Genomic DNA, 20954 nt, shown 5'->3' with positions numbered 1-20954 from the left:
AAAAGCGTCCCCGCTCCCCTGTCAGACGGGGCCGGGCGCCAGCTTCCGAAGGTCCGCCTTCCGGATCTTGCCGCTCGCTGTCCGGGGCATCTCGTCCACGAAGACGACGGACTTGGGGATCTTGTACCTCGCCAGCCGGCCCTCCAGGTGGGAGCGCAGCTGTTCTTCCGTGAGCCGGGCGCCCTCCCGCAGCAGCACCACGGCCCGCGGCACCTCGCCCCATTTCTCGTCCGGCACGCCGATCACCGCGACGCTTCCGACGGCGTCGAGCTCGGCGATCGCCTGCTCCACCTCGGCCGGGTAGATGTTCTCCCCGCCGGAGATGATCATGTCCTTGAGCCGGTCCGAGATGAACACGAATCCGTCCGGGTCCTTGTAGCCCATGTCGCCGGACTTGAACCAGCCGTCCGCTGTGTAGGAGTCCGCGGAGGCCCCGGGCCGGTTCCAGTACTGGTGGATGACGTTGGGACCCTTGATCTGGATCTCCCCCACCGTTGCGGGCGCAGCGGGCCCGGACGCCGGGTCGAGGGGATCGGCCACCCGGACATCGGTGAAGAAATGCGGCAGTCCGGAGGACCCGGCCTTGTCCCGGGACCTCGCCGCCGGCAGCGTGGTGGCGCCCGGGGCCGTCTCGGTCATGCCGTAGCCGTTGGAGAAGCGCAGCCCCCGCCGTTCGTAGGCTTCCAGGACCCGCATCGGCACCGCGGACCCGCCGCAGGTCAGTTTGTTCAGCGAACTGAGGTCCGTGGCGTCCCAGTCCGGGTGCTCGCACAGCATCTGGTACGTCGTGGGCACCCCGCTGATGGTGGTTGCGTGGTGCTGCTGGATCAGCTCGAGCGTCCGGCGGGGATCGAACTTGGCCTCCAATATCACGGTGCCGCCTTTGAGGAGCGTGGGCAGGACGCCCATGTCCAGGGAGGCGACGTGGAACATCGGGGAGATCATGAGGGCCACGTCGGTGGAGGCAAAGTCGAAATCGACCAGAACGTTGACGCAGTTCCACGTGATGTTGCCGTGGGTCAGGAGCGCGCCTTTGGGGTTTCCGGTGGTTCCGGAGGTGTAGAGGATCATGGCGGCGTCGTCCAGGCCCACGGGCTCGTCCGGCGCCAGCGCCGCACCGGACGCCATGACGGCCTCATACGCCTCCACGGCGGTTCCCCGGCCAGCACCGCCGTCGGCCCCGCCGTCGGGAACCGTTGAATCGGGCAGCGTTGAATCGGGAACTGTTTTGGCTGGCACTGTCGACTCGTCGACGACGATCCGCGAACCCACAGCGGTCTCCGCCGAGCCGCGTTCCGCAAGCACCGCGAGCGCCGCCGAGTGGACCAGCAGGACAGCGCCGCTGTCCCGGAGTTGGAACTGGATCTCGGGCGGGGCAAGCCGGGTGTTCAGCGGGACGAAGACCGCCCCGGCCAGGCCGGCGGCGAAGAGGGTCTCCAGGAAGGAGGGATCGTTTTCGCCCAGGTAGGCCACCCTGTCGCCCTTGACTACGCCGCGGTCCCGGAAGGCGTTCGCGAGCCGGGCGGAACGGTCCGCGAGCTCGATGTAGCTGAGACTGCGTTCCCCGGCGATGATTGCGGTCTTGGTGCCCGACTTCGGGCGGCGCCGTTGCAGCCACGAGCCGATGCCAAAATTCTCCACGGAAAATCCTTTCTAGTTAGACGGTAGCGCCAGCGGGCCGGGTTAGGACCGGACAGCCTGCAGATCGTTGTTCTTGGGCTCTCGCGTCAGCAGGATGAAGACGATCGACACGACGGACATGATGGCCAGGTACCAGACCACGGCGGCGGTGTCCTGTCCGGAGTCCTTGAAGATCTGCGCCACGATGCCCGGCGTGAATCCCGCGCCGAGGAGCGTGGCGAGCTGGTAGCCCAGCGAGGCGCCGGTGTAGCGCGAGGTGGTGCCGAACTGCTCGGACACGAACGCTGCGAGCGGGCCGAACAGCGTGGAATGGATCATGAGGCCCACGGCGAAGGCCACGAAGATCAGCCCGATGTTGTTAGAGGACAGGAGCTGGAACATCGGGGTGAGGTAAAGGATGAAGAGCACCAGGCCGCCGACCATGACGGGCCGCCGGCCCAGCTTGTCGGAGAGCCGGCCGCCCATGATCACGAAGGCGATGGACACGAAGGAGGCGGCCGCGAAGGCGTAGAGCACGCCCTGCCGGTCCGCGCCCTTGGACACGGCGTAGGTCACGGAGAACGTGGCCAGCACCACCTGGAGGGCAAACCCGGCCGCGCCGGCCAGCATGGTGAAGATCAGAGTCTTGGGCCGGCGCAGGACCTGCAGGAGCGGAATCTCCCGGCGCGCCGACGCGCTGCCCGGCACCGTCGGCTGGGTGTTGTCCCGTTCGGCATGTTCCCGTTCGGCTTTCTCTTGTTCCAGTGCCGCCTTGAAGATGGGGCTTTCGGAGACCTTGAGCCGGACGAACATGCCGATGCCCAGCAGGACGAAGGACAGCAGGAACGGCACGCGCCAGCCCCAGGCCAGGAACTGTTCGTTGGGCAGGGCCGCGAACGCGCCCATGACCAGGGTGCCCAGCACCGCGCCGGTGGGGGCGCCGGCGTTGACGAACGAGGCCGCGAAGCCGCGCTTGCCCGATTCCGAATGCTCCAGCGCCATGAGGGCGGCGCCGCCCCACTCCCCTCCGACGGCGATGCCCTGGCAGACCCGAAGGATGACGAGCATCACGGCACCCCAGGCTCCGGCTACCGCGGCCCCGGGCACCAGTCCGATCAGGGTGGAGGCGATGCCCATGACCAGCATCGAGACAATCAGCATGTTCTTGCGTCCCAGCCGGTCGCCGAAGTGGCCGAAGATGATGCCGCCGAGGGGCCGCGCCACGTAGCCGGCGGCGAACGTCCCGTACGCGGCCACCACCCCCACCCATTCATCCGCGCCGGAGAAGAACACCTTGGGAAAGACCACCGCGGCGGCCGTGGCATAGAGCAGGAAGTCGTAATACTCGATGGTGCTGCCGAGATAGCTGGAGGCGATGACGGTCCGTGCTTCACGGCGACGCGTACCCGCGTCCATGGCCTGCAACTGCGAAATTTGGGACATCGTTGTTCCTTATGGCAGAGGGGGATGCTGAAGGGGTGTGGCGGTTTACTTGTAGAAGCGGGCGAGGAACTCGGCCACGACGGCCGGGCGTTCCTGACCTTCGATCTCGATCGTGTTGGCGACCTTGATCTGGGCGCCGCCCTTGACCTCGGTGACTTCCGCGATGGTGGCCCGCATGCGGATGCGTGAACCCACCTTGACGGGGGAGGTGAAGCGGACCTTGTCGAGGCCGTAGTTGACCTTGGTGGTGACGCCGTCGACGTCGAACAGCTCGCCCCAGAACGGGATGATGAGCGAGAGGGTGAGGAAGCCGTGGGCGATCGGGGCTCCGAAGGGGCCGTCCTTGGCGCGTTCCGGGTCCACGTGGATCCACTGGTCGTCGCCCGTGGCGTCGGCGAATTTGTTGATTTGTTCCTGGGTGATTTCGCGGTAGTCGGTGGCGCCGAGGTCGGTGCCGGCGAGGGTGAGGAGTTTGTCGAAGTCGACGACGAGGTTGGGCATCTTGGCTCCTGGAGCGGTTGGGTTTGGGTGTCCGACGACGGCGGAACGCCGTCAGCGGGTGAAGAGCGTCAGTGGGTGAAGGCGCTGTGGCCGGTGAGGGCCCGGCCGACGATCAGGGCGTTGATCTCGTGGGTCCCCTCGTAGGAGTAGACGGCTTCGGCATCGGCATGGAACCGTGCGACGTCGGCCGCGAGCGTGATGCCGTTGCCGCCCACCACTTCGCGGGCCAGCGCCACGGTCTCGCGCATCAGCAGGGAGGTCTGCATCTTGGCCAGGGCCGAGTCCTGGTCCCGGTAGATGCCCTTCTCCTGCTGTTCAGTCAGCCGGACCACCAGGGACAGCGCCGAGGTGACGTTGCCGAGCATCCGGGCGAGCTTTTCCTGGACGAGCTGGAAGGACGCGAGCGGGCGGCCGAACTGCCGGCGCCCGGAGACGTAGCGCAGCGCGGCTTCGAAAGCTCCTGCCGCGATGCCGGCTGCGATCCAGGCGACGTCCGAGCGCATGGCCCGCAGCATCGCCGCCACGTCCCGGAACGAGTTCACGTTGTGGAGCCGCGTGGCCTCGGGGACGCGGACGCCGTCGAGGGTGATGTGGGCGTTCTGCATCATCCGCAGCGCAGTCTTGCCGTGGATCTTCTCCAGGGTCACTCCGGCCGCCTCACGGTCCACGAGGAAAGCCTTGACCTGGCCGTCGGCGACGTCGCGGGCGAAGACGGCCAGGACGTCGGCCGTTGCCGCGCCGCCGATCCAGCGCTTGGCGCCGTCCAGGACCCAGGTGTCGCCGTCCGGGCCAGCCTCACACCCCTTTTCCCTGCGGGCCGTCGTCGCGAGTCCGCCGGCGATGTCGGAGCCGGATTCCGGCTCGGTCAGCGAGAAGACGCCCTTGAGCGAGAAGTCGATGACCCTGGGCATCCAGTCGGCCTGCTGTTCCGCGGAGGCGCCGACCCGGATGGCGGTCCGGAACAGCCCGGCTTGGGCCGTGTACCAGGTGGCCAGCGAGGCGTCCGTGCGGGCGAGTTCGAAGATCCGGAAGCCCTGGTAGATGCCCCGGGCAGGCGTCTGACCCGTACCCGGGACGCCGGTCAGTTCCGCCGGTTCCATGAGGTCCAGATCGATCAGCGGCCGCGCGAGCTGGTCCGGGAACTCGCCGCGCTCCCAGTAGTCGGCCAGGAGCGGGCGGGCCTGGGTGTCCAGGAACTCCCGCAGCCGCCCCAGCACGCTCCGCTCCCCGTCGGTGAGGAGGGATTCGGCGTCGTAGTAGTCGCAGACGCTGTAGAGGCGCTCCTGGGCTGTTGTCTGGGGCGCGGTTTCCACGGGCACCTCAGCCACCGAGCCCGAGCAGGCGGACGGCGTTGTGCTTGAGGATCTTGGGCCGGACCTCGTCCTTCAGCGGCAGGTCCGCGAAGGCGCCCAGCCATTTCTGCGGGGTGATGAGCGGGAAGTCGGTGCCGAACAGGACCTTGTCCTGCAGGACCGAGTTGGCCATCCGGACCAGGGACTCCGGGAAGTACTTCGGGGACCAGCCGGAGAGGTCGATGAACACGTTGGCCTTGTGCGTGGCGATCGAGTTGGCCTCGTCCTGCCACGGCACCGAGGGGTGGGCCATGATGATTTGCAGCTCCGGGAAGTCCGCGGCCACGGCATCGAGCAGGAGCGGGTTGGAGTAGGCCAGTTTGATGCCGTACCCGCCCGGGAGCCCGGCCCCCATGCCGTTCTGTCCCGTGTGGAAGATGGCCGGCAGGCCCAGTTCCTGCAGGGTTTCCCAGAGCGGGTAGAACTGCTCGTTGGAGGGGTCGAAGCCCTGCAGGCTCGGGTGGAACTTGAACCCGCGCGCGCCGAGGTCGATTGCCTGGTGCTTGGCGCCCTGGATCGCCTCGGCGCCGGTGCGGGGGTCCACGCTCCCGAAGGGGATCAGGACGTCGTTGTTCCGCGCCGCCCCGGCAATGAGGTCCGGGATGCTGTTGGGCTCGTGCTTGAGCTGGGTCCGCGCGTCGACGGTGAAGACGACGGCGGCCATGTTTAGTTCGCGGTAGACCTCGGCGATCCGGTCCAGCGAAGGGCTGCGGTCCTCGGCCTTGAAGTACTTGGCGGAGGCCTCAGTCAGGGCCGCCGGAAGGGACTCGTGGCCGTGGCCGTCCACTTCGAGGTGGACGTGCATGTCGATCGCATCGAGTGAGGCGGCGTCGATGCCGGGTTCGTAGCGCCGGGCAGCCATCTCAGCGGACCTCGGCCGGTTCGGGCTGCAGTTCCGCCGGCAGCGGCAGGAAGTCCTCGCCCACGCTTTGCAGCTTGTCCCCGAAGAGCGCGCCGAAGTTTTCCACGAGATCCTGGTAGCCCCAGCCGCCCTCGCGGTATTCGGTGGCGGCGGCGTCGGGGTGGGTCCAGAGTTGCAGCCGGTCACCGCCCGCTCCGATTGCCTGGCCGGTGACGCCGGCGGCAGCGTCGGAGGCCAGGAAGGCCACCAGCCCGGCGACGTCGCCGGCCGTGCCAAACCCGAGGTCGTGGCGGAAGAAGGCCGGCATCGCCTCGCCGCGTTCGTCGGCCTCGACGGCCTTCTGGAAGTACGGGACGGTCTTGGTCATGGCGGTGGCGGCCACGGGAATGACGGCGTTGGCGGTGACGCCGGCCTTCTTCATTTCCAGCGCCCAGGTGCGGACCATGCCCACGATTCCGGCCTTCGCGGCGGCATAGTTGGTCTGGCCGAAGTTGCCGCGCTGGCCCGTCGGGGAGCCGATGGTGATGATGCGGCCGGGAATGCCGTGCTCCTTGAAGTAGCCGAAGGCCTCCCGGGCGCAGGTGAAGGTGCCGCGCAGGTGGACGTTGATCACGGCGTCGAAGTCCTCGTCCGTCATCTTCAGCAGGCTCTTGTCCCGCAGGATGCCGGCGTTGGTGACCAGGATGTCCAGCCGGCCGAACTCGGTGACGGCTGCCTGCACGAGCCTCTTGGCGACGTCGGAGCTGCCCACCGGGGCGACGACGGCGGCTGCGCGGCCGCCGTCGGACTGAATCGTCCGGACAGCGTCGGCGGCGACCTCGGCGTCCACATCGTTGACGACGACCGCGGCGCCCTGGCGGGCCAGTTCCCGGGCGTAGGCCAGGCCGAGGCCCCGTCCGCTTCCGGTGACGATTGCTACTTTTCCTGACAGGCTCATTGCCGCTCCTTTGCTAGCTTCCTTGTGCATCCGGCCCCGCGGCGTGGGATGCTGTTCTGTATCCATGAAAATATGGATAGTTGAAAAAGTCAACGATTTATTTTTTGGACTATTGGAGTTGGGCATGGCGACCGAAGTTGACGACGGGCCGGGCACCGAGCCTGCGGAGAAGCTCACGGCGGCAACCATCAGCCTGGACGCGGGCTTCCTGCTGGCCAAGCTGCATGCCGGCGGGTCGGTCCTGAACAACCGCGCCCTGGCCGCGTTCGACCTCAAGGAGCGCTCCTACTCGGTGCTCGCCCTGGCCAACAGCGGGCTGGAACCAACCCAGCGGGAGATGGCCGAGTTCCTCAGCCTGGACCCGAGCCAGATTGTCGCCCTGATCGACGAGCTGGAGAAGCGCGGGCTGGTGATCCGGGCGCCCGGGAAGCTGGACCGGCGCGCCAAGATTGTTTCCTCGACCCCGGAGGGGGAAGCCCTCTTCCGGCGGGCCGAGGCCGCGGCGCGGGACGCGGAATCCGCCGCCCTGGCCGGCCTCAGCGCCCCGGAGATCGCGACACTCAAGGGGTTGCTCCGCAAGGCACTGTGGGGGCCGGCGGCCTGATCGCGGCCGCTCAAGCACTGAGGGAATACCCTTGGGGCAGGAGGGAGCCATGACCGTTCGCAGCGCAGGCCTTCTGCTGTACCGGCTAAGGAGTGCGTCCCCGCCCGGCGGGGCGCCGCCATCCGGCAGCGCACCGCAGCTCGAGCTCTGGATAGCCCACATGGGCGGCCCGTTCTGGGCCCGCAAGGACGCCCGCGGCTGGTCCATCCCCAAGGGAGAATACCTCGCCGACGAGGACCCCCTGGCGGCCGCGCACCGCGAGTTCGCGGAGGAAATCGGCACACCGGCACCCGCCGCCGAGTACCATCGGCTCGGCGACTTCCGCCAGCCCTCCGGCAAGATCATCACGGTCTTCACGGCGGAAGCGGACTTCCAGCCCGAACGCATCGTGAGCAACACCTTCGAGCTGGAGTGGCCGAGGGGATCGGGCACAATCGGAAGCTTCCCCGAGATCGACCGCGCGGAATGGACCGCCGAGCCCGCAGCCCGGTCCAGGCTGGTCAAGGGCCAGCTGCCGGTCCTCGACGCGCTGGTCCGGCACCTTGGACTTGACCCGGCCGAACCCGCGCCCGGGCATGACAATAAGTAAAAGTCAGTTGACATCTTTTGTAATACTTCGCGGGGACCAGCTAGCCAAGAGGCCCGGGATCGTTCATGCTTAGCTATGACCTCAATGTCGAGCCAGTACCGGATCATCGCGGTCTGCACCGGAAACATCTGCCGGTCCCCGATGGCGGAACTTATGCTGGCGGAGGCATTCCGGGCCGAGCGCCTCACGGGGGCCGTGGTCGATTCCGCCGGCACCACCGCGTATGAGGCGGGCCGGCCGATCGATCCCCGGGCAGCGCGCAAACTCACGGCGCAGAACATCGCTTCGGACCGCCACGTGGCGCGCGAATGGCGGCCCGAATGGTTCGCGAGCCGGGATCTGATCCTGGCCCTCGACGTCGACCACTACGGCTGGCTCCGGCAGGCAGCACCGGACCGGGACTCTCTGGCCAAGATCCGCATGCTCCGCAGCTTCGACCCCGCCGTGGCGGACGAGGACCCGCTGGAGCAGGGCATCGAGGACCCGTGGTACGGCGGCCACACCGACTTCGACACCACCTGGAACCTCATCCGGGCCTCCCTTCCGGGGATTGTGCAGCACGTACGCATCGAACTTGAGCGGCAGGACGGGCAACATCACGGCAGTGATCAATCCAATGCACAGCAGCCGGTACGCTCTATTTCATGAGCCCCGCACCCGTCATCATCGCAATCGACGGGCGCTCCGGCTCCGGCAAGACCACCCTGGCCATCGAACTGGCGGCGCGGTTGAGGGAGCACCACAAGGTCTCGCTCTTCCACCTCGAGGACATCTATCCCGGCTGGAACGGGCTGGCGGCGGGGATCGAACGCTACGTCACCACCGTGCTTTCGCCCTTGCGGCGCGGGGAGAACGCGGAATGGGTCAGCTGGGACTGGGCACGGCACTACGACGGCGAGACCCGCACCACACGCCCGGCCGAAATCGTCCTGGTGGAGGGCGTCGGTGCCGCCGCGGCGGCCGCAGTGCCCCTGCTGGACGCCGTGATCTGGGCGGACTCCTCCGACGCGGACCGCCGGGCCCGGGCGCTGGCCCGGGACGGCGACACCTACGAACCGTTTTGGGACCAGTGGGCTGCGCAGGAAGCGGAGTGGCTGGCGGCCGATGACGTCCCGGCCCGCGCGGATGTGCACGTGCTCAACCTGGCGGACGGCACCGCCCCGGACGACGTCCTGCAGGCCCTTCAGTACCTTCCCGCCGTCGCCCCCGCCCTGCTGCCCGAACTCGCCGCCCGGCGCGGGCTGCAGTTGCTGGCAGAACGGGTCGAGGCCCGGCCCGAGGCCGGGCAGCTGTTTGCGTCGCTCTTTGGCGGTTCACCCAACGCCGTGTGGCTCGACTCCTCCCTGGACCCGGCAGGACTGGCCCCGGAGGCCGCGGAGCGGAGCCGCTTCAGCATTCTGGCCGACGACGGCGGCCGCTTCGGCCAGGCCGTCCGGCACAGTTCCGGACGGACCCGCGTCAGCACGGGCCAGGCCACCGTGACCACCGATGGCCCGTTCTTCCGCTGGCTCGACGGCGTGTGGGGCCGCCGCGCGCTCCGCGCACCCGAGGCCTACCCGTGCGAGTTCACCCTGGGCTGGCTCGGGTACCTCGGCTACGAGCTCAAGCGCGAAACCGGCGGGAGCGACGTCACCGCCGCCACCCCGGACGCCTGCCTGATCTTCGCCGGCCGTGCCGTGGTCCTTGACCATGCCGAGGGCACAGCCTGGCTGCTGACCCTGGACGCACCCGACGCCGGGGACTGGCTTGAGACGGCGCGCACGGCCGTCACCGCGGCCGCGTCGGCGCACGTGGCCGCGCATGCCTCCCCGGCCCAGCGCGTCAGTGCCCCGCAAACCACCGCCCCGAAAACCACCGCCCCGCGCTTCGCCGCCCGGGACACGGAAGCCGGCTACAAGGCGAAGGTCACCGAGGCCCAGCGTGAGATCGCGGAAGGAAACACCTACGAGGTCTGCCTGACCACGGTGCTCACGGCTGCCTCGCCCGCGGGGCCTCAGGGCGTGGATCCGTTGCCGGCGTACCTGGACCTGCGGCGCCGGAACCCGGCCCCGTTCGCCAGCTTCCTGCGGTTCGGCGGGCTCGCCGTGGCGAGCACGTCGCCGGAGCGGTTTCTGCAGATGGCCGCGGACGGCAGGATGCGGGCCGAGCCGATCAAGGGCACGCGCCGCCGTGATCCGGAACCGGGGACGGATACCGCGCTGCGCGAGGAGCTGGAATCTTCGGCCAAGGACCGGGCGGAAAACATCATGATCGTGGACCTGTTGCGCAACGACTTGAGCCATTTCGCCGTCCCGGGTTCGGTGGCCGTCAGCCGGCTGTGCGCGATCGAGAGCTACGCCACCGTGCACCAAATGGTGAGCACCATCGATGCCCGGCTGCGGCCCGGGATGCCGCGGGCCGAGGCAGTCGCGGCCTGTTTCCCCGCGGGTTCGATGACCGGCGCCCCGAAGGTCAGCACCATGGCCATCCTGGACCGGCTGGAGGCCGCGCCGCGCGGCGTGTACTCCGGGGCGATCGGCTACTTCTCCCTGAACGGGGCCGCCGACCTCGCCGTGGCAATCCGGACCCTCGTCGTCAGCGCCCTCGGCGAGGGTGCCGCGGAACTGAGTCTCGGCGTCGGCGGCGCTGTCACCGCCGACTCGACCCCGCAGGAGGAGTACGACGAAATCCGGACCAAAGCGTTCGGTGTCCTCTCGGCGCTCGGCGCCGGGTTTCCCACGGGCTGAGTCGGCTGTCCCGCCGCCCCCGGCTACTGCAGGGTGGCCGTCAGCCGCGCGACGTTGTCCACGTATTTGACGCCCATCGGACGTTTCATCCAGTCCTCGAGCGTAAGTTCGCGCGAAATGCCCCGGTAGGTGTCCTCCACGGCGCTGATCCGCCGCACGATGTCCTCCCCCAGGAGCATCACCGAGACCTCCAGGTTCAGCGAGAAGGAGCGCATGTCCATGTTGCTGGAACCCAGCACGGCAACGTCGTCGTCGATCGTGAAATGCTTGGCGTGCAGCACGAAGGGGGCCTTGTAGAGGTAGATCCGCACCCCGGCTTCAAGCAGCGCCTCATAGTAGGACTGCTGGGCGTGGTGGACCAGGAACTGGTCGCCCTTTTCCGAGACGAAGAGTTCGACGTCGACGCCGCGCTGCGCCGCCGTCGTCACCGCATACAGCAGCGAGTCATCCGGGACGAAGTACGGGCTGCAGATCGAGATCTTGCGCTGAGCCGAGTAAATCAGCGTGTTGAAGAGCCGCAGATTGTTTTCGGTGATGAAGCCGGGGCCGCTGGGCACCACCTGGGCGGTGATGTTGCCGGCGTGCAGTTCGGGCCGGTGCGCGAGCTGTTCCTCAATGGATTCGTCGGTCTCGCTGAGCCAGTCCGTGGCGAAGACGACGTTGAGCGTGGTGACGATCGGTCCACGCAGGCAGGCCATCAGCTCGACCCATTCGCGGCCGATCTTTCGGTGCTTGGGGTTGTTGTAGGAGGGCTCGATCAGGTTCTGCGATCCGGTGAAGGCGATCTCGCCGTCGATCACCATGATCTTGCGGTGGTTGCGCAGGTCCGGTCGGCGCCACTGCCCCTGCAGCGGGCTGAGCGGCAGCATGGGCCGCCAGCGGATCTTGCTGGCCTTGAGCCGGGCGATCAGCTTGCGATAGCCCTTGATGCGAAGCGTGCCAAGGTGATCGAACAGGACACGGACCTCGACGCCGCGCTCGGCGGCCTCTTCCAGCGCGGTCAGCAGATCGTCCGTGACGTGGTCCGAGCTCATGATGTAGAACTCGGCGTTGACGAAGGACTTTGCGCCGCGGACCGCCGCGGCCATCGCCTTGATGGAGTCGGGGTAGCCGGGCAGCAGCTCCACTTGGTTACCGTCCACCATCGGCAGCGAGCCCAGCGTCTTGTTCAGTTCCGCGGCGGAAGCCACCCATTCGGGTCCGGCGTAGCGGCTTTCCAGCATCGCCAGTTCCGAGGTCCCGGCGCGCACTCGGGTATTGACCGCGTCCTGCTGCGCGCGGCGCTTGCGGGAGAGCCGGAAGTTGCCGAACAGCAGGAACAGGAGCAGGCCGATGGTCGGCACGATGAAGATGCCCAGCAGCCACGCCATCGCGGTGGTGGGCCGCCGGTTTCCGGGGATGATGCCCAGTGCCAGCACTCGGATGGCGAAGTCGATCACCGTCAAAATCAGAATCGCCCAGGACGGTAAAGTCTCCGCCAGCGGAAATGGCCACAGCACAGGCGAACCCCTCAACGTACAAGCCACGCGGAACAGTTCCGAACGGGCAGTGCCCAAATCCTATCCCGGGACCACCGAGACTAAGCTTTAGCCATGACCACTCCTGCCCCTGTTCCTGCGCCCGCGACCGTTCTGGTCTTCCTCGACCCGGCGTTCGACGGCGGCCGCGTTGCCGACGCGTCGCAGCCCCAGCTGATGGCCACGGACCTGGGCGCCACCCGGGGCGACGGCGTTTTCGAATCCCTCCTGGCCGTCGGCGGCCGGCCCCGCAAGATCCAGGCGCACCTGACCCGGCTGGCTGGCTCGGCCCGGCTTCTGGAGCTGGACATCCCCGCCGAGGATGCATGGCGACGGGCGGTGGAAACCGCCATCCGCGAGTTCCGCGGGCAGGAACCCGCCGCGGCTGCACCGGGCGGCGCGGCGCAGGACGAGGTGGTGGTGAAGCTGATTGTCACCCGCGGGCCGGAGGGCGCGGCTGCCCCCACGTGCTGGGTCCAGGCCTCCGCCCCGGCCGCCGCGGGACGGCGGCAGCGCGAGACCGGGATCGACGTCATCCTGCTCGACCGCGGCTACGACAGTGAAGTCGGCGAGCGCGCCCCGTGGCTCCTGCTCGGCGCCAAGACCCTTTCCTACGCCGTGAACATGGCGGCGCTGCGCTACGCCCACCGGCAGGGCGCCGACGACGTCATCTTCACGTCCGCGGACGGCAGGGTGCTGGAGGGTCCGACGTCGACCGTTCTGCTGGCCCACCTGGAAACCTCGGACGACGGCGCCGGCGGAGTCCGCACCGTCCGGCGGCTCATCACGCCCCAGCTGGACAGCGGCATCCTGCCCGGCACGTCACAGGGCGCCCTGTTCACCGCCGCCAAGGCCGCCGGCTGGGAGCTGGGCTACGGCCCGCTGGAGCCGAAGGACCTGCTGGACGCCGACGCGGTCTGGCTGATCTCCAGCATCCGGCTCCTGGCCCCGGTGAACCACATCGACGGGCAGGAAATCGGCACCCCGGAACTCCGGCGCCAGCTCACTGCCGAACTCAACGCCCTCTTCGCGACCATCGAATAGGAACGCTCACCCCAGGGCGTCCGCGGGCACTGCCGGGCACCGGCGGAACGAGGCCGGGTTGAACGCCGGGAGCATGAACGTTGCGAGCACGGCGTCGAGCATTTCCGGGGCCCAGGTGCTGTTCTCCCCCAGGGTCGCGCAGACACCCAGCACCATGGGCGTTCCGTCGGTGCGGCGGCGGATTTGGACCTGGACCGGCCCGGCCAGCCCGAGCGTGCGGACGGCGGCCAGGCCCAGCTTGCGCACATCCCCGGCCTGGTTCGCCGGCACCCTGCGGCTGACCTCGTCGCTGCCGGCGCGTCCATACGGAGTCCTGGTCTTCTCGAGGACCACCGCCACCGGCGCCATCGCGTTGCGTGCCGGGGTGCCGAACACCAGGCACACATAGTCGGCACCCGGGATAAATTCCTGGACCAGTTGCCCCGCCGGCATGTTCTTCCAGCTAACGGAGCCGGTTCCGGCCAGCAGGTGGACACCATGGGAGCCTTTGAAGACCCGAGGCTTGACCACCACGGGGCCGCTGAGGCCGGCGAGGGATGCCGGCGCGGCGGCGAGGTCGCCCGGAACCGCGAACCGGGGCACCGGGATGCCGGCGGCTTGCAGCGCCCAGGTGGTGAACAGGTGGTCGTTGGCGAGGGCCACCGCGGCGGGGTCGGCCACGATGATCCGCACGTCCTGGGCGAATCCGGCGCGGGCCGCGGCCAGGACCGGGAGCTCCACGGTGAGGGTCGGAATGATGACGTTGATGGCTTCGCGGTCCACCACCCGGCGCAGGTCCAGGACCATGTCCGGGTTCGTCGCCGGCAGGAGCCTGACCGCGGCGGCGGGAGCCTCCCCGGCCTGGCGGGTGTCGGCGCGGGCGTCGGAGCCGAGGTACGGGAGGCCCCGGGCTTCGAGCTGGGCCGCGACGGCCCGTCCGGCGGCGCTTGTAATCCCGGTAACGAGTATGCGCGGGCCCACGATTGCTCCATTCCGCCGTCACCGGCCGGACCGCGGCTGCGGCTCCGACCGTTCCAGCCACCGATTCCCAGACAGCTTGTTGATGGACAGGCGAGTCGATTCCGGGACTGCTCGATTCACACATTGCTCGAATCACCTGCAGCTCCGGCCGACTCGTCGGACCTAATCCCCCCAGTAGACGGCGAAACGTCCCGGCAGACACGAGTGGGCTGTACCCGAAACTGGAGCCCGCCACTACTCGCCCGGGCCGCGGTCCGGTTACGGAACATGACGACGGCGGCGGTGCGGGCCGGCGTCGCAGGTGTTACGTTTTTGGGGAGTAATGAGAACCGGTGCCAAGCCCTGACTGGCCGGTCGGCAACCCTCCCTTTCGCGGCGGGGTGCCTCAGGTGAATACTCGGCATTCGAGAATTCGAGCTGCAAGCGTGAAAGAGGAGATCCGTCGTGCCCGAGACGTCAATACCCACAACAGCCACACCCGGTTCAGCACCCGGCGCGGAGAGGCTGGCTTACCGCCTGTTCACCGGCGCGGATGACCGCGCCTTTTGCGAGCGGGTGTCAGCCGCCCTGGCCGAGGGCTACGTGCTGCATGGAAGCCCCGCCGCCAGCTTCAACGGAAGCACCGTGATCGTGGCGCAGGCGCTGGTCCTGCCGGCCGCGATTGCCAGTGCGGACGCCGCCGTGGCCAATGCGGTTGATGAGCTCGACGCCGACGAATTTGGCGCCGACGGAGCCTTCGCGGGCCACGCATGAGCTACGCCGGAGACCTCAGCCCGCAGGAGGCGTGGGCCAAGCTGGAGGCCGGAGCCATCCTGGTGGATGTCCGGACCGAAGGCGAATGGGCCCACATCGGCATCCCGGACACCGCGGCCGCGGGCGAGAGCCGCAACGATCCGCTCTTCATCCAGTGGAACCTTGCCGGCGGCACGCCGAACCCGCACTTCGTGGAACAGCTAAGGCAGCAGGCGCCGGCGGACACCGCCGTCGAACTGGTGTTCCTTTGCCGTTCCGGTGCCCGGTCGATCGGCGCCGCGACGGCCGCGACGGCCGCCGGCTACACCTCGTACAACGTCCTTGAGGGCTTCGAAGGCGAGACCGACCGCTTTGGCGAACGCACCGTCAATGGCTGGAAGAACCGCGGCCTGCCCACCAACCTCGGAAAGATCTAAGTGACTTTCAATCCCGACGCCGCCGGCTGGGCGGCCGACACCCAGGCTGTCCGTGGCGGCCTTGACCGCACCGGCTTCCAGGAGACCACCGAGCCGATCTTCCTCAACTCAGGATTCGTCTACGAGTCCGCGGCCGCCGCCGAGCGCGCCTTCACCGGGGAGGACGAGCGCTTCGTCTACTCCCGCTACGGCAACCCCTCCGTCGCCACCTTCCAGGAGCGGCTGCGGCTGCTCGAGGGAACGGAGGCGTGTTTCGCGACGGCGTCCGGCATGTCCGCCGTCTTCACCGCCCTGGGCGCGCTGCTGGCGGCCGGCGACCGGGTGGTCGCGGCCCGCTCGCTGTTTGGCTCGTGCTTCGTGATCCTCAACGAAATCCTGCCGCGCTGGGGTGTCGAGACGGTCTTCGTAGACGGTCCGGACCTGGAGCAGTGGCAGTCCGCGCTGTCCGTGCCGACCACCGCGGTGTTCTTCGAGTCGCCGTCGAACCCGATGCAGGAAATCGTGGACATCGCCGCCGTGAGCAAACTGGCGCACGCGGCCGGCGCCACGGTGGTGGTTGACAACGTCTTCGCCACCCCGCTGCTCCAGCGCTGCGGCGACCTCGGCGCGGACGTGGTGGTCTACTCCGGCACCAAGCACATCGACGGCCAGGGCCGCGTCCTGGGCGGAGCCATCCTGGGCACCAAGGAATTCATCGACGGGCCCGTCAAGCAGCTCATGCGGCACACCGGTCCGGCGCTTTCGGCGTTCAACGCCTGGGTGCTCACCAAGGGCCTGGAGACCATGGCCCTGCGCGTCAACCATTCCTCGGCCTCCGCGCTGCGGCTGGCCGAATGGCTCGAGGGACAGCCTGCGGTCGGCTGGGTAAAGTACCCGCTGCTGCCGTCCCACCCGCAGTACCCGCTCGCAGTGCAGCAGATGAAGGCCGGCGGGACCGTGCTCACCCTGGAACTGCAGCCCTCCCCCGGGCGCACGGCGAAGCAGGCCGCGTTCGCACTCCTGGACGCGCTGCGGATCATCGACATCTCCAACAACCTGGGCGATGCCAAGACGCTTATCACGCACCCGGCCACCACCACGCACCGCGCGATGGGCCCGGAAGGCCGCGCGGCGATCGGGCTCAGCGACGGCGTGGTCCGGCTTTCGGTGGGGCTGGAGGACGTCGAGGACCTGATCCGCGACCTCGGCCAGGCGCTCAAGCAGGTCTAGGCACTCAAGCAGGTCCAGGCCCTCAAGCAGGTCCAGGCCCTCAAGCAGGTCCAGGCCCTTAAGCAGGTCCGGGGCCATGGCCGCTCAGGCCCAGGCCGCCTTGAGCGCCCGCCAGGCGTCGTCGTCGAGCATGCTGGATGGTGTGACGGCGACGGCGGCCGCCCCGCCGTAGACAGACGCCTCCAGCCCGGCCGCCAGGTCCGCGGCGGAGATGCGCCCGTCCTTGGCCCACATCCCGACCGAGATGGCGAACTTCCCGGACCGCTTCGCCATGGCCGCGGCCAGCTCGGCGGAGTAGGCCGGAGCGGCGTCGTTGAGCCCGAAGTAGTCCCACAAGACCAGCCGGTCAGCGGCTGCGGCCAGCAGCCCGTAGTCATGGCCGCTCTCCGGCCGGTCGGCGGCGGGATCGTGCCACGGCGCCCGGACGTCCATGTCGAGCGTGGCGCCGTTCGCGTGCGCGGCCGCCGCCGCCTTGGCCACGATGGCTGCCACCGCCTTCGACCGCCAGGCCCCGAGGCCGGGGTGTTCGACGTCGATGTCCCCGTTCGCGAGCCGCGGCCAGTCCATCCCGCCGCTGGCCAGCCGGTAGGAGTCGCGGTCGTCGCCGCCGTAGGTGTTGTTATCGAACATCAGTTCCGTCAAGGCCACGGCGTCAGGCTGGTACCGCCTGGTCACCTCGGCCACGAAGGCGACCAGCCGCTCCCCGACGGGTCCCGTCGTGAGTGCGCTGACGCTGGCGAACTCCGTGGAGCGGGTGCCGTCGAAGTTGATGCCGGCCAGGCCCGGGTTGGTGCGGATCCAGCCGGGGATCAGCAGGTCGATGGTCAGCGTGATCCTGCGTTTCCTGCCATCACCGCCGGTCCCCAGCGCCTTGACCGCTTCGGCGACGTGGTCACGGCCCGGGACGGCCTCCACCTCGGGGTGGGCGTCCCAAGGGAACGCCGTCCAGTCCAGCCGCCCCACGCTGATGGTGACGCTGTTGGCGTTGACCTCATCGAGCCGTCTGGCCAGTCCCGGCAGCGTCGAGGCGGCGTCGACCACAGTTTCGTAGCCGACGCCGACAGTGCGCTCCGCGGCGGGCGCCGTGGGTCCCTGCGGCCCGCCGCACCCAGTGGCGGCAAGCGCCAGCACCGACAGGAGCGCAAGGGCAGGGAAGGCAGCCGGTCCGCGTTTCAAACGCTGACGTCCGGGCGCACCGCCGGGGCGGTGACGCTGACCACCCCGGTCCGCGTCAGCTTGTTCCAGTGCGCCTCCTTGCCGCGGAGTTCCTGCACCAGCGCGGCCACCATGGTCAGGCTCGTAAACACGGAATAGAGGGGGATGAGCGGGAGCGCCCAGGCGTGCCGCAGGTCCTTCCACGCCCTGTTCATGGCCAGGGCAAACGCCGTGAGCAGCAACGTGATGAACAGCCCCACCCAGCCAAGGATTGCCCAGACATCCGCGCCGAACGGACTGCGGCCCAACGCCGTGAGGAAGACCAGATCCACGAGTACCAGGATCTGGAGCACCGGGAGCACCACCATGGTGATGGTGTTGAACAACAGGTACGCGCCGAACTGTCCGTGCCGGAGGTTGCCGATCATGCGCTTGTGCACACCCATGGTCTGCAGCAGCCCGCGGGCCCAGCGGACGCGCTGGCGCCAGAGCGCCCGGACCGTTGACGGCGACTCGGCATAGACCAGCGCCCGCGGGGCGAAGACCACCCGGTAGCCTGCCTTGTGCACCCGCCAGGTGAGTTCCAGGTCCTCGCCTACCGTGTCTTCGCGGAACGGCCCGATCTCCTCCAGGATCCGGCGGGGGAACGCCCCAATGTTGCCGGAGACGATCGGGAGGCAGCCGATCATGGTCAGGGCGCGCCTGACCATCCCGGTGCCGACATGGCTGATGAAGGCCAGCATCCGGGTCTGGACCCGGTCCAGGTTTACCGGCCTGTCGTCGCCGCACACGGCTCCGGTGCGCTGGTCAGTGAAACCCTGGAGCATCCGCTTGACGGTGTTCTGGGAGAAGATCCCGTCAGCGTCGACAAACATGAGGACCTCGCCCGTGGCGTGGCGGATGCCCAGGTTCAGGGCGGCCCCCTTGCCGGCATTGGCCTGGGTCAGGACCGTGATCCGGGGATCCGTCGCGGCGAGCGCGCGCATCAGCCCGGGCGTGTTGTCAGTGGAGCCGTCATCCACGAGCACCACCTCGTACCGGTCGTACAGGGTGAGCTGAATGGAGCGGACGCAGTTTTCGATGACGGTCGCCTCGTTGAAAGCCGGGACAATGATCGACACGCTGGGCCGCTCATCCAGCAGGGTGGGCGTTGCGCGGCGGCGGCGGCGCCCCGCACGGAGTTCAAACCAGACGGACAGCGGCAGCACGAGCAGCTTCACGAGCCCGAACACCAGAATCGGCAGGCCGATGAGGAGCAGGAGGTACTCGGCCCCGGGGACGGCTGATGCGGAGGCGGAACTAAACCAGGACATGGGCGTACGCTCCTGTGCTTTGCCGGAAGGAGGCCGGGTTGAAGGAGGGAAGGGCAAACGACGCCAGCACGGCGTCGAGCAGTTCCGGGGCCTGCCTGCTGTTCGCGCCGAACCGGGCGTTCACTTCAAGGACCACCGGGGTCCCGTCGGCACGCCGGCGGACGTCGACGTCGACCGGGCCCGTGAGGCCCAGCGAGCGGACGGCGGCCATCGCCAGATTTCCGACGTCCGTGGCCTCGCCTGCTTCGGCGCGGCGGGTGCTCACGGCGTTGCCCACGCTGCCCTGCGCCAGTTCGGTCTTCTCCACGACGACGACGAACGGCGCGGCCCCGTTGCGCGCCGGGGTGCCGAAGACCATCGGGCCGTATTCGGTGCCCGGGATGAACTCCTGGACAATCAGGCCTTCCGGCAGGCCGTGCCAGTCCACCTGTTTGCTGCCGTCGATGACCATCACGCCGCGTCCGCCGCGGGAGACCCGCGGCTTGAGAACTATGGGGCCGCCGAGCGCGGCCATGGCGGCACCGGCATTGGCGAAGTCCCTGGGCACGCCGAATCTCGGCACGCGGACCCCGGCGGTCTGCAGCTGCCAGGCCGTGAAGAGCTTGTCGTTGGCGAGAGCCACCGGACCGGGATCGCCGATGATGACCCGGACGTCGGTCCCGAAGGCGGCACGGTACCCCGCAAGCTGCGGGAGTTCCTCACTCACCGTGGGGATGACCAGGTTGATGCCCTCCTGGACGACAAGCCGGCGCAGAGCCGAGACCATGTCCGGGTCCGAGGCTGGAGGCACCGGGACGACGGTAAGGCCCGCCCCGGCGGGCAGTTCGCGGATGTCCGTGCCCAGGACGGGAACGCCACGGGACTTCAGCTGGGCCGCTACGGCGCGGCCCGCGGGGCCTCCGGCGCCGGTGACCAGCACGCGGGGCATCACAGCTTTTCCATTTCCGTGCTCAGGAGACGGACGGGTTCGTAGGCTTCGGCGACCCGGCGCCTCGCCTGCCCGCCGCGGAACGAGGCGATGCCGCGGACCCGCTCGGGCGTCATATACGGCTTGGCGAGCTGGTCGCTGTGCATCCTCACGGCCTGGACCTTGGCGTCAAGGTAGTCGTCGATGTCAATGAAGACGCTCGGGCTGAAGTCCCGCGTTGCCGACGGGCTTTCATAGCAGAGGATTGAGTGGTGCTGGCGGGCGGCCCGCAGCGTCGCCATGTGGACGGCCTGATGGTCCTGGTGCTGGTCGTGGTTGGAATGCGTGAGGATGATGTCCGGGTTGTAGCGGGCGATGGCGGCTTCAATGACACCCACCATTTCCTGGCTGTGCCGGAACAGGTCCGTGTCTGTGAAGTTGTAGTGGGTCATTCCGGTCAGGCCCATGAACGCCGCGCCGCGCCGCGCGTCGAGGGAGCGTTCCAGGGGATCCCCTCCACGGGTGCCATCGCTCATGACGAGCCCCTGCACCTCGTGTCCGGAGTCTACGAACTTCGCCAGGGTACCGCCGCAAGCAAGTTCAAGGTCGTCGGGGTGGGCGCCGATGGCCAGAACTCTGCGCGGCTGGGGGGCCGGGGCCCCCCCGGTGCGAAGGGCCGTCAAAGCAACGCCCAGGGACGCGAGCCCGCCAAGGGTAAACGTGAGGTCGGCAGTCCGCCACAACTCGGGCGCATCGAGGAAAACGCTGGCCAGATTTGCCACCAGCAGCGTTGAGCCGGCAAGAAGGCAAATCCTGCGAAGCAGTTCGGGACGGCGCAGGCGGCGGTGGAACCAGGACCGGCCAAGGGCGGCGGCGGCCACAAAAGTAATCAGGAAAACGATGAGCAAGACATAAATCGAGACCATATGAATTCAATTCCTATGTTGTTCGGCACCCCAGTGCCGGGCCGGATTTGATCTTCAGGGCCGGGCGCATAAGCGAACCTGGCTTTGGGAAGTGGGAGGGGCAATTTTCTGAATCGGTTC

The 20954-nt window shown here is 68.5% G+C and carries 20 protein-coding genes and 1 riboswitch; of the genes, 8 read left to right on the top strand and 12 right to left on the bottom strand.

What is annotated here, in order from left to right:
- Positions 1 to 21: 21 nt before the first annotated feature.
- The 6 genes from AC1D0A_RS12405 to AC1D0A_RS12380 form a co-directional block, all read right to left on the bottom strand.
- Entirely contained in the window at positions 22 to 1641 is a 1620-nt protein-coding gene (locus tag AC1D0A_RS12405) for an acyl-CoA synthetase (RefSeq protein WP_476945937.1), read from the bottom strand.
- A gap of 42 nt (positions 1642 to 1683) precedes the next feature.
- Positions 1684 to 3063: an MFS transporter gene (locus AC1D0A_RS12400; protein ID WP_243180585.1), complete on the bottom strand. Its 1380-nt coding sequence runs from the start codon at positions 3061 to 3063 to the stop codon at positions 1684 to 1686.
- A gap of 45 nt (positions 3064 to 3108) precedes the next feature.
- The gene (locus AC1D0A_RS12395) at positions 3109 to 3564 is read right to left on the bottom strand and encodes a MaoC family dehydratase (protein ID WP_090952699.1); all 456 of its coding nucleotides are present in this window, start codon (positions 3562 to 3564) and stop codon (positions 3109 to 3111) included.
- A 68-nt stretch (positions 3565 to 3632) separates the two neighbouring features.
- Complete coding sequence (locus tag AC1D0A_RS12390) at positions 3633 to 4877, bottom strand: acyl-CoA dehydrogenase family protein (protein WP_476943244.1); 1245 nt, start codon at positions 4875 to 4877, stop codon at positions 3633 to 3635.
- 7 nt (positions 4878 to 4884) lie between these two features.
- Positions 4885 to 5778 (bottom strand): amidohydrolase family protein, encoded by an 894-nt coding sequence (locus tag AC1D0A_RS12385; protein ID WP_476945936.1) that lies wholly within the window; start codon positions 5776 to 5778, stop codon positions 4885 to 4887.
- Between the two features lies 1 nt (position 5779).
- Positions 5780 to 6715, bottom strand: a complete 936-nt coding sequence (locus tag AC1D0A_RS12380; RefSeq protein ID WP_243180582.1) for an SDR family NAD(P)-dependent oxidoreductase — start codon at positions 6713 to 6715, stop codon at positions 5780 to 5782.
- A 124-nt stretch (positions 6716 to 6839) separates the two neighbouring features.
- On the opposite strand from AC1D0A_RS12380, the gene AC1D0A_RS12375 reads away from it, so the two are divergent.
- The 4 genes from AC1D0A_RS12375 to pabB all read left to right on the top strand — a co-directional run bounded on the left by AC1D0A_RS12375 (position 6840) and on the right by pabB (position 10634).
- On the top strand, positions 6840 to 7319 hold the full coding sequence (locus tag AC1D0A_RS12375) for a MarR family winged helix-turn-helix transcriptional regulator (protein ID WP_028275406.1): 480 nt from the start codon (positions 6840 to 6842) through the stop codon (positions 7317 to 7319).
- A gap of 49 nt (positions 7320 to 7368) precedes the next feature.
- Positions 7369 to 7908: an NUDIX hydrolase gene (locus AC1D0A_RS12370; protein WP_243180581.1), complete on the top strand. Its 540-nt coding sequence runs from the start codon at positions 7369 to 7371 to the stop codon at positions 7906 to 7908.
- 75 nt (positions 7909 to 7983) lie between these two features.
- Positions 7984 to 8556 (top strand): low molecular weight protein-tyrosine-phosphatase, encoded by a 573-nt coding sequence (locus AC1D0A_RS12365; protein WP_476945935.1) that lies wholly within the window; start codon positions 7984 to 7986, stop codon positions 8554 to 8556.
- Positions 8553 to 10634: an aminodeoxychorismate synthase component I gene (pabB, locus tag AC1D0A_RS12360; protein ID WP_476945934.1), complete on the top strand. Its 2082-nt coding sequence runs from the start codon at positions 8553 to 8555 to the stop codon at positions 10632 to 10634. The genes AC1D0A_RS12365 and pabB overlap by 4 nt, the downstream gene beginning before the upstream one ends.
- A gap of 23 nt (positions 10635 to 10657) precedes the next feature.
- Here the strand turns inward: pabB and cls are convergent, their stop codons facing one another.
- Positions 10658 to 12133: a cardiolipin synthase gene (gene cls, locus AC1D0A_RS12355; RefSeq protein ID WP_028275402.1), complete on the bottom strand. Its 1476-nt coding sequence runs from the start codon at positions 12131 to 12133 to the stop codon at positions 10658 to 10660.
- 93 nt (positions 12134 to 12226) lie between these two features.
- On the opposite strand from cls, the gene AC1D0A_RS12350 reads away from it, so the two are divergent.
- Complete coding sequence (locus AC1D0A_RS12350; protein WP_243180578.1) at positions 12227 to 13195, top strand: aminodeoxychorismate lyase; 969 nt, start codon at positions 12227 to 12229, stop codon at positions 13193 to 13195.
- Between the two features lie 6 nt (positions 13196 to 13201).
- Here AC1D0A_RS12350 and AC1D0A_RS12345 read toward each other — a convergent pair whose 3' ends face one another.
- Positions 13202 to 14155: an ATP-grasp domain-containing protein gene (locus tag AC1D0A_RS12345; RefSeq protein ID WP_476943249.1), complete on the bottom strand. Its 954-nt coding sequence runs from the start codon at positions 14153 to 14155 to the stop codon at positions 13202 to 13204.
- Positions 14156 to 14473: 318 nt separating this feature from the next.
- Positions 14474 to 14587, top strand: a riboswitch (SAM riboswitch).
- A gap of 12 nt (positions 14588 to 14599) precedes the next feature.
- On the opposite strand from AC1D0A_RS12345, the gene AC1D0A_RS12340 reads away from it, so the two are divergent.
- From AC1D0A_RS12340 to AC1D0A_RS12330, 3 genes are read left to right on the top strand one after another with little or no spacing between them, the layout of a single operon-like run.
- Entirely contained in the window at positions 14600 to 14908 is a 309-nt protein-coding gene (locus AC1D0A_RS12340) for a DUF1737 domain-containing protein (RefSeq protein WP_243180576.1), read from the top strand.
- Positions 14905 to 15324: a rhodanese-like domain-containing protein gene (locus AC1D0A_RS12335; RefSeq protein ID WP_243180575.1), complete on the top strand. Its 420-nt coding sequence runs from the start codon at positions 14905 to 14907 to the stop codon at positions 15322 to 15324. The genes AC1D0A_RS12340 and AC1D0A_RS12335 overlap by 4 nt, the downstream gene beginning before the upstream one ends.
- Entirely contained in the window at positions 15325 to 16533 is a 1209-nt protein-coding gene (locus tag AC1D0A_RS12330; protein ID WP_028275399.1) for an O-succinylhomoserine sulfhydrylase, read from the top strand.
- A gap of 84 nt (positions 16534 to 16617) precedes the next feature.
- Here the strand turns inward: AC1D0A_RS12330 and AC1D0A_RS12325 are convergent, their stop codons facing one another.
- Genes AC1D0A_RS12325 through AC1D0A_RS12310 form a run of 4 tightly spaced genes read right to left on the bottom strand, consistent with a single transcriptional unit; the run spans position 16618 to position 20834 of the window.
- Complete coding sequence (locus AC1D0A_RS12325; protein ID WP_476945933.1) at positions 16618 to 17709, bottom strand: hypothetical protein; 1092 nt, start codon at positions 17707 to 17709, stop codon at positions 16618 to 16620.
- Complete coding sequence (locus tag AC1D0A_RS12320; protein ID WP_476945932.1) at positions 17706 to 19001, bottom strand: glycosyltransferase family 2 protein; 1296 nt, start codon at positions 18999 to 19001, stop codon at positions 17706 to 17708. The genes AC1D0A_RS12325 and AC1D0A_RS12320 overlap by 4 nt, the downstream gene beginning before the upstream one ends.
- On the bottom strand, positions 18988 to 19929 hold the full coding sequence (locus AC1D0A_RS12315; protein WP_476945984.1) for an ATP-grasp domain-containing protein: 942 nt from the start codon (positions 19927 to 19929) through the stop codon (positions 18988 to 18990). Before AC1D0A_RS12315 ends, AC1D0A_RS12320 begins: the two co-directional genes overlap by 14 nt.
- Entirely contained in the window at positions 19929 to 20834 is a 906-nt protein-coding gene (locus AC1D0A_RS12310; RefSeq protein WP_476945931.1) for a PIG-L deacetylase family protein, read from the bottom strand. Before AC1D0A_RS12310 ends, AC1D0A_RS12315 begins: the two co-directional genes overlap by 1 nt.
- Between the last annotated feature and the right edge of the window lie 120 nt (positions 20835 to 20954).

It is taken from the genome of Arthrobacter sp. P1_D4, assembly GCF_056406115.1.
This window is presented reverse-complemented; position numbering and strand designations above follow the sequence as displayed.

Bases quoted from the DNA above. Each gene is read 5' to 3' on its own strand.
- AC1D0A_RS12400 (WP_243180585.1), bottom strand. From the start codon at position 3,063: ATGTCCCAAATTTCGCAGTTGCAGGCCATGGACGCGGGTACGCGTCGC.
- AC1D0A_RS12395 (WP_090952699.1), bottom strand. From the start codon at position 3,564: ATGCCCAACCTCGTCGTCGACTTCGACAAACTCCTCACCCTCGCCGGC.
- AC1D0A_RS12385 (WP_476945936.1), bottom strand. From the start codon at position 5,778: ATGGCTGCCCGGCGCTACGAACCCGGCATCGACGCCGCCTCACTCGAT.
- AC1D0A_RS12380 (WP_243180582.1), bottom strand. From the start codon at position 6,715: ATGAGCCTGTCAGGAAAAGTAGCAATCGTCACCGGAAGCGGACGGGGC.
- AC1D0A_RS12375 (WP_028275406.1), top strand. From the start codon at position 6,840: ATGGCGACCGAAGTTGACGACGGGCCGGGCACCGAGCCTGCGGAGAAG.
- AC1D0A_RS12370 (WP_243180581.1), top strand. From the start codon at position 7,369: ATGACCGTTCGCAGCGCAGGCCTTCTGCTGTACCGGCTAAGGAGTGCG.
- AC1D0A_RS12365 (WP_476945935.1), top strand. From the start codon at position 7,984: ATGACCTCAATGTCGAGCCAGTACCGGATCATCGCGGTCTGCACCGGA.
- pabB (WP_476945934.1), top strand. From the start codon at position 8,553: ATGAGCCCCGCACCCGTCATCATCGCAATCGACGGGCGCTCCGGCTCC.
- AC1D0A_RS12350 (WP_243180578.1), top strand. From the start codon at position 12,227: ATGACCACTCCTGCCCCTGTTCCTGCGCCCGCGACCGTTCTGGTCTTC.
- AC1D0A_RS12335 (WP_243180575.1), top strand. From the start codon at position 14,905: ATGAGCTACGCCGGAGACCTCAGCCCGCAGGAGGCGTGGGCCAAGCTG.
- AC1D0A_RS12320 (WP_476945932.1), bottom strand. From the start codon at position 19,001: ATGTCCTGGTTTAGTTCCGCCTCCGCATCAGCCGTCCCCGGGGCCGAG.
- AC1D0A_RS12315 (WP_476945984.1), bottom strand. From the start codon at position 19,929: ATGCCCCGCGTGCTGGTCACCGGCGCCGGAGGCCCCGCGGGCCGCGCC.
- AC1D0A_RS12310 (WP_476945931.1), bottom strand. From the start codon at position 20,834: ATGGTCTCGATTTATGTCTTGCTCATCGTTTTCCTGATTACTTTTGTG.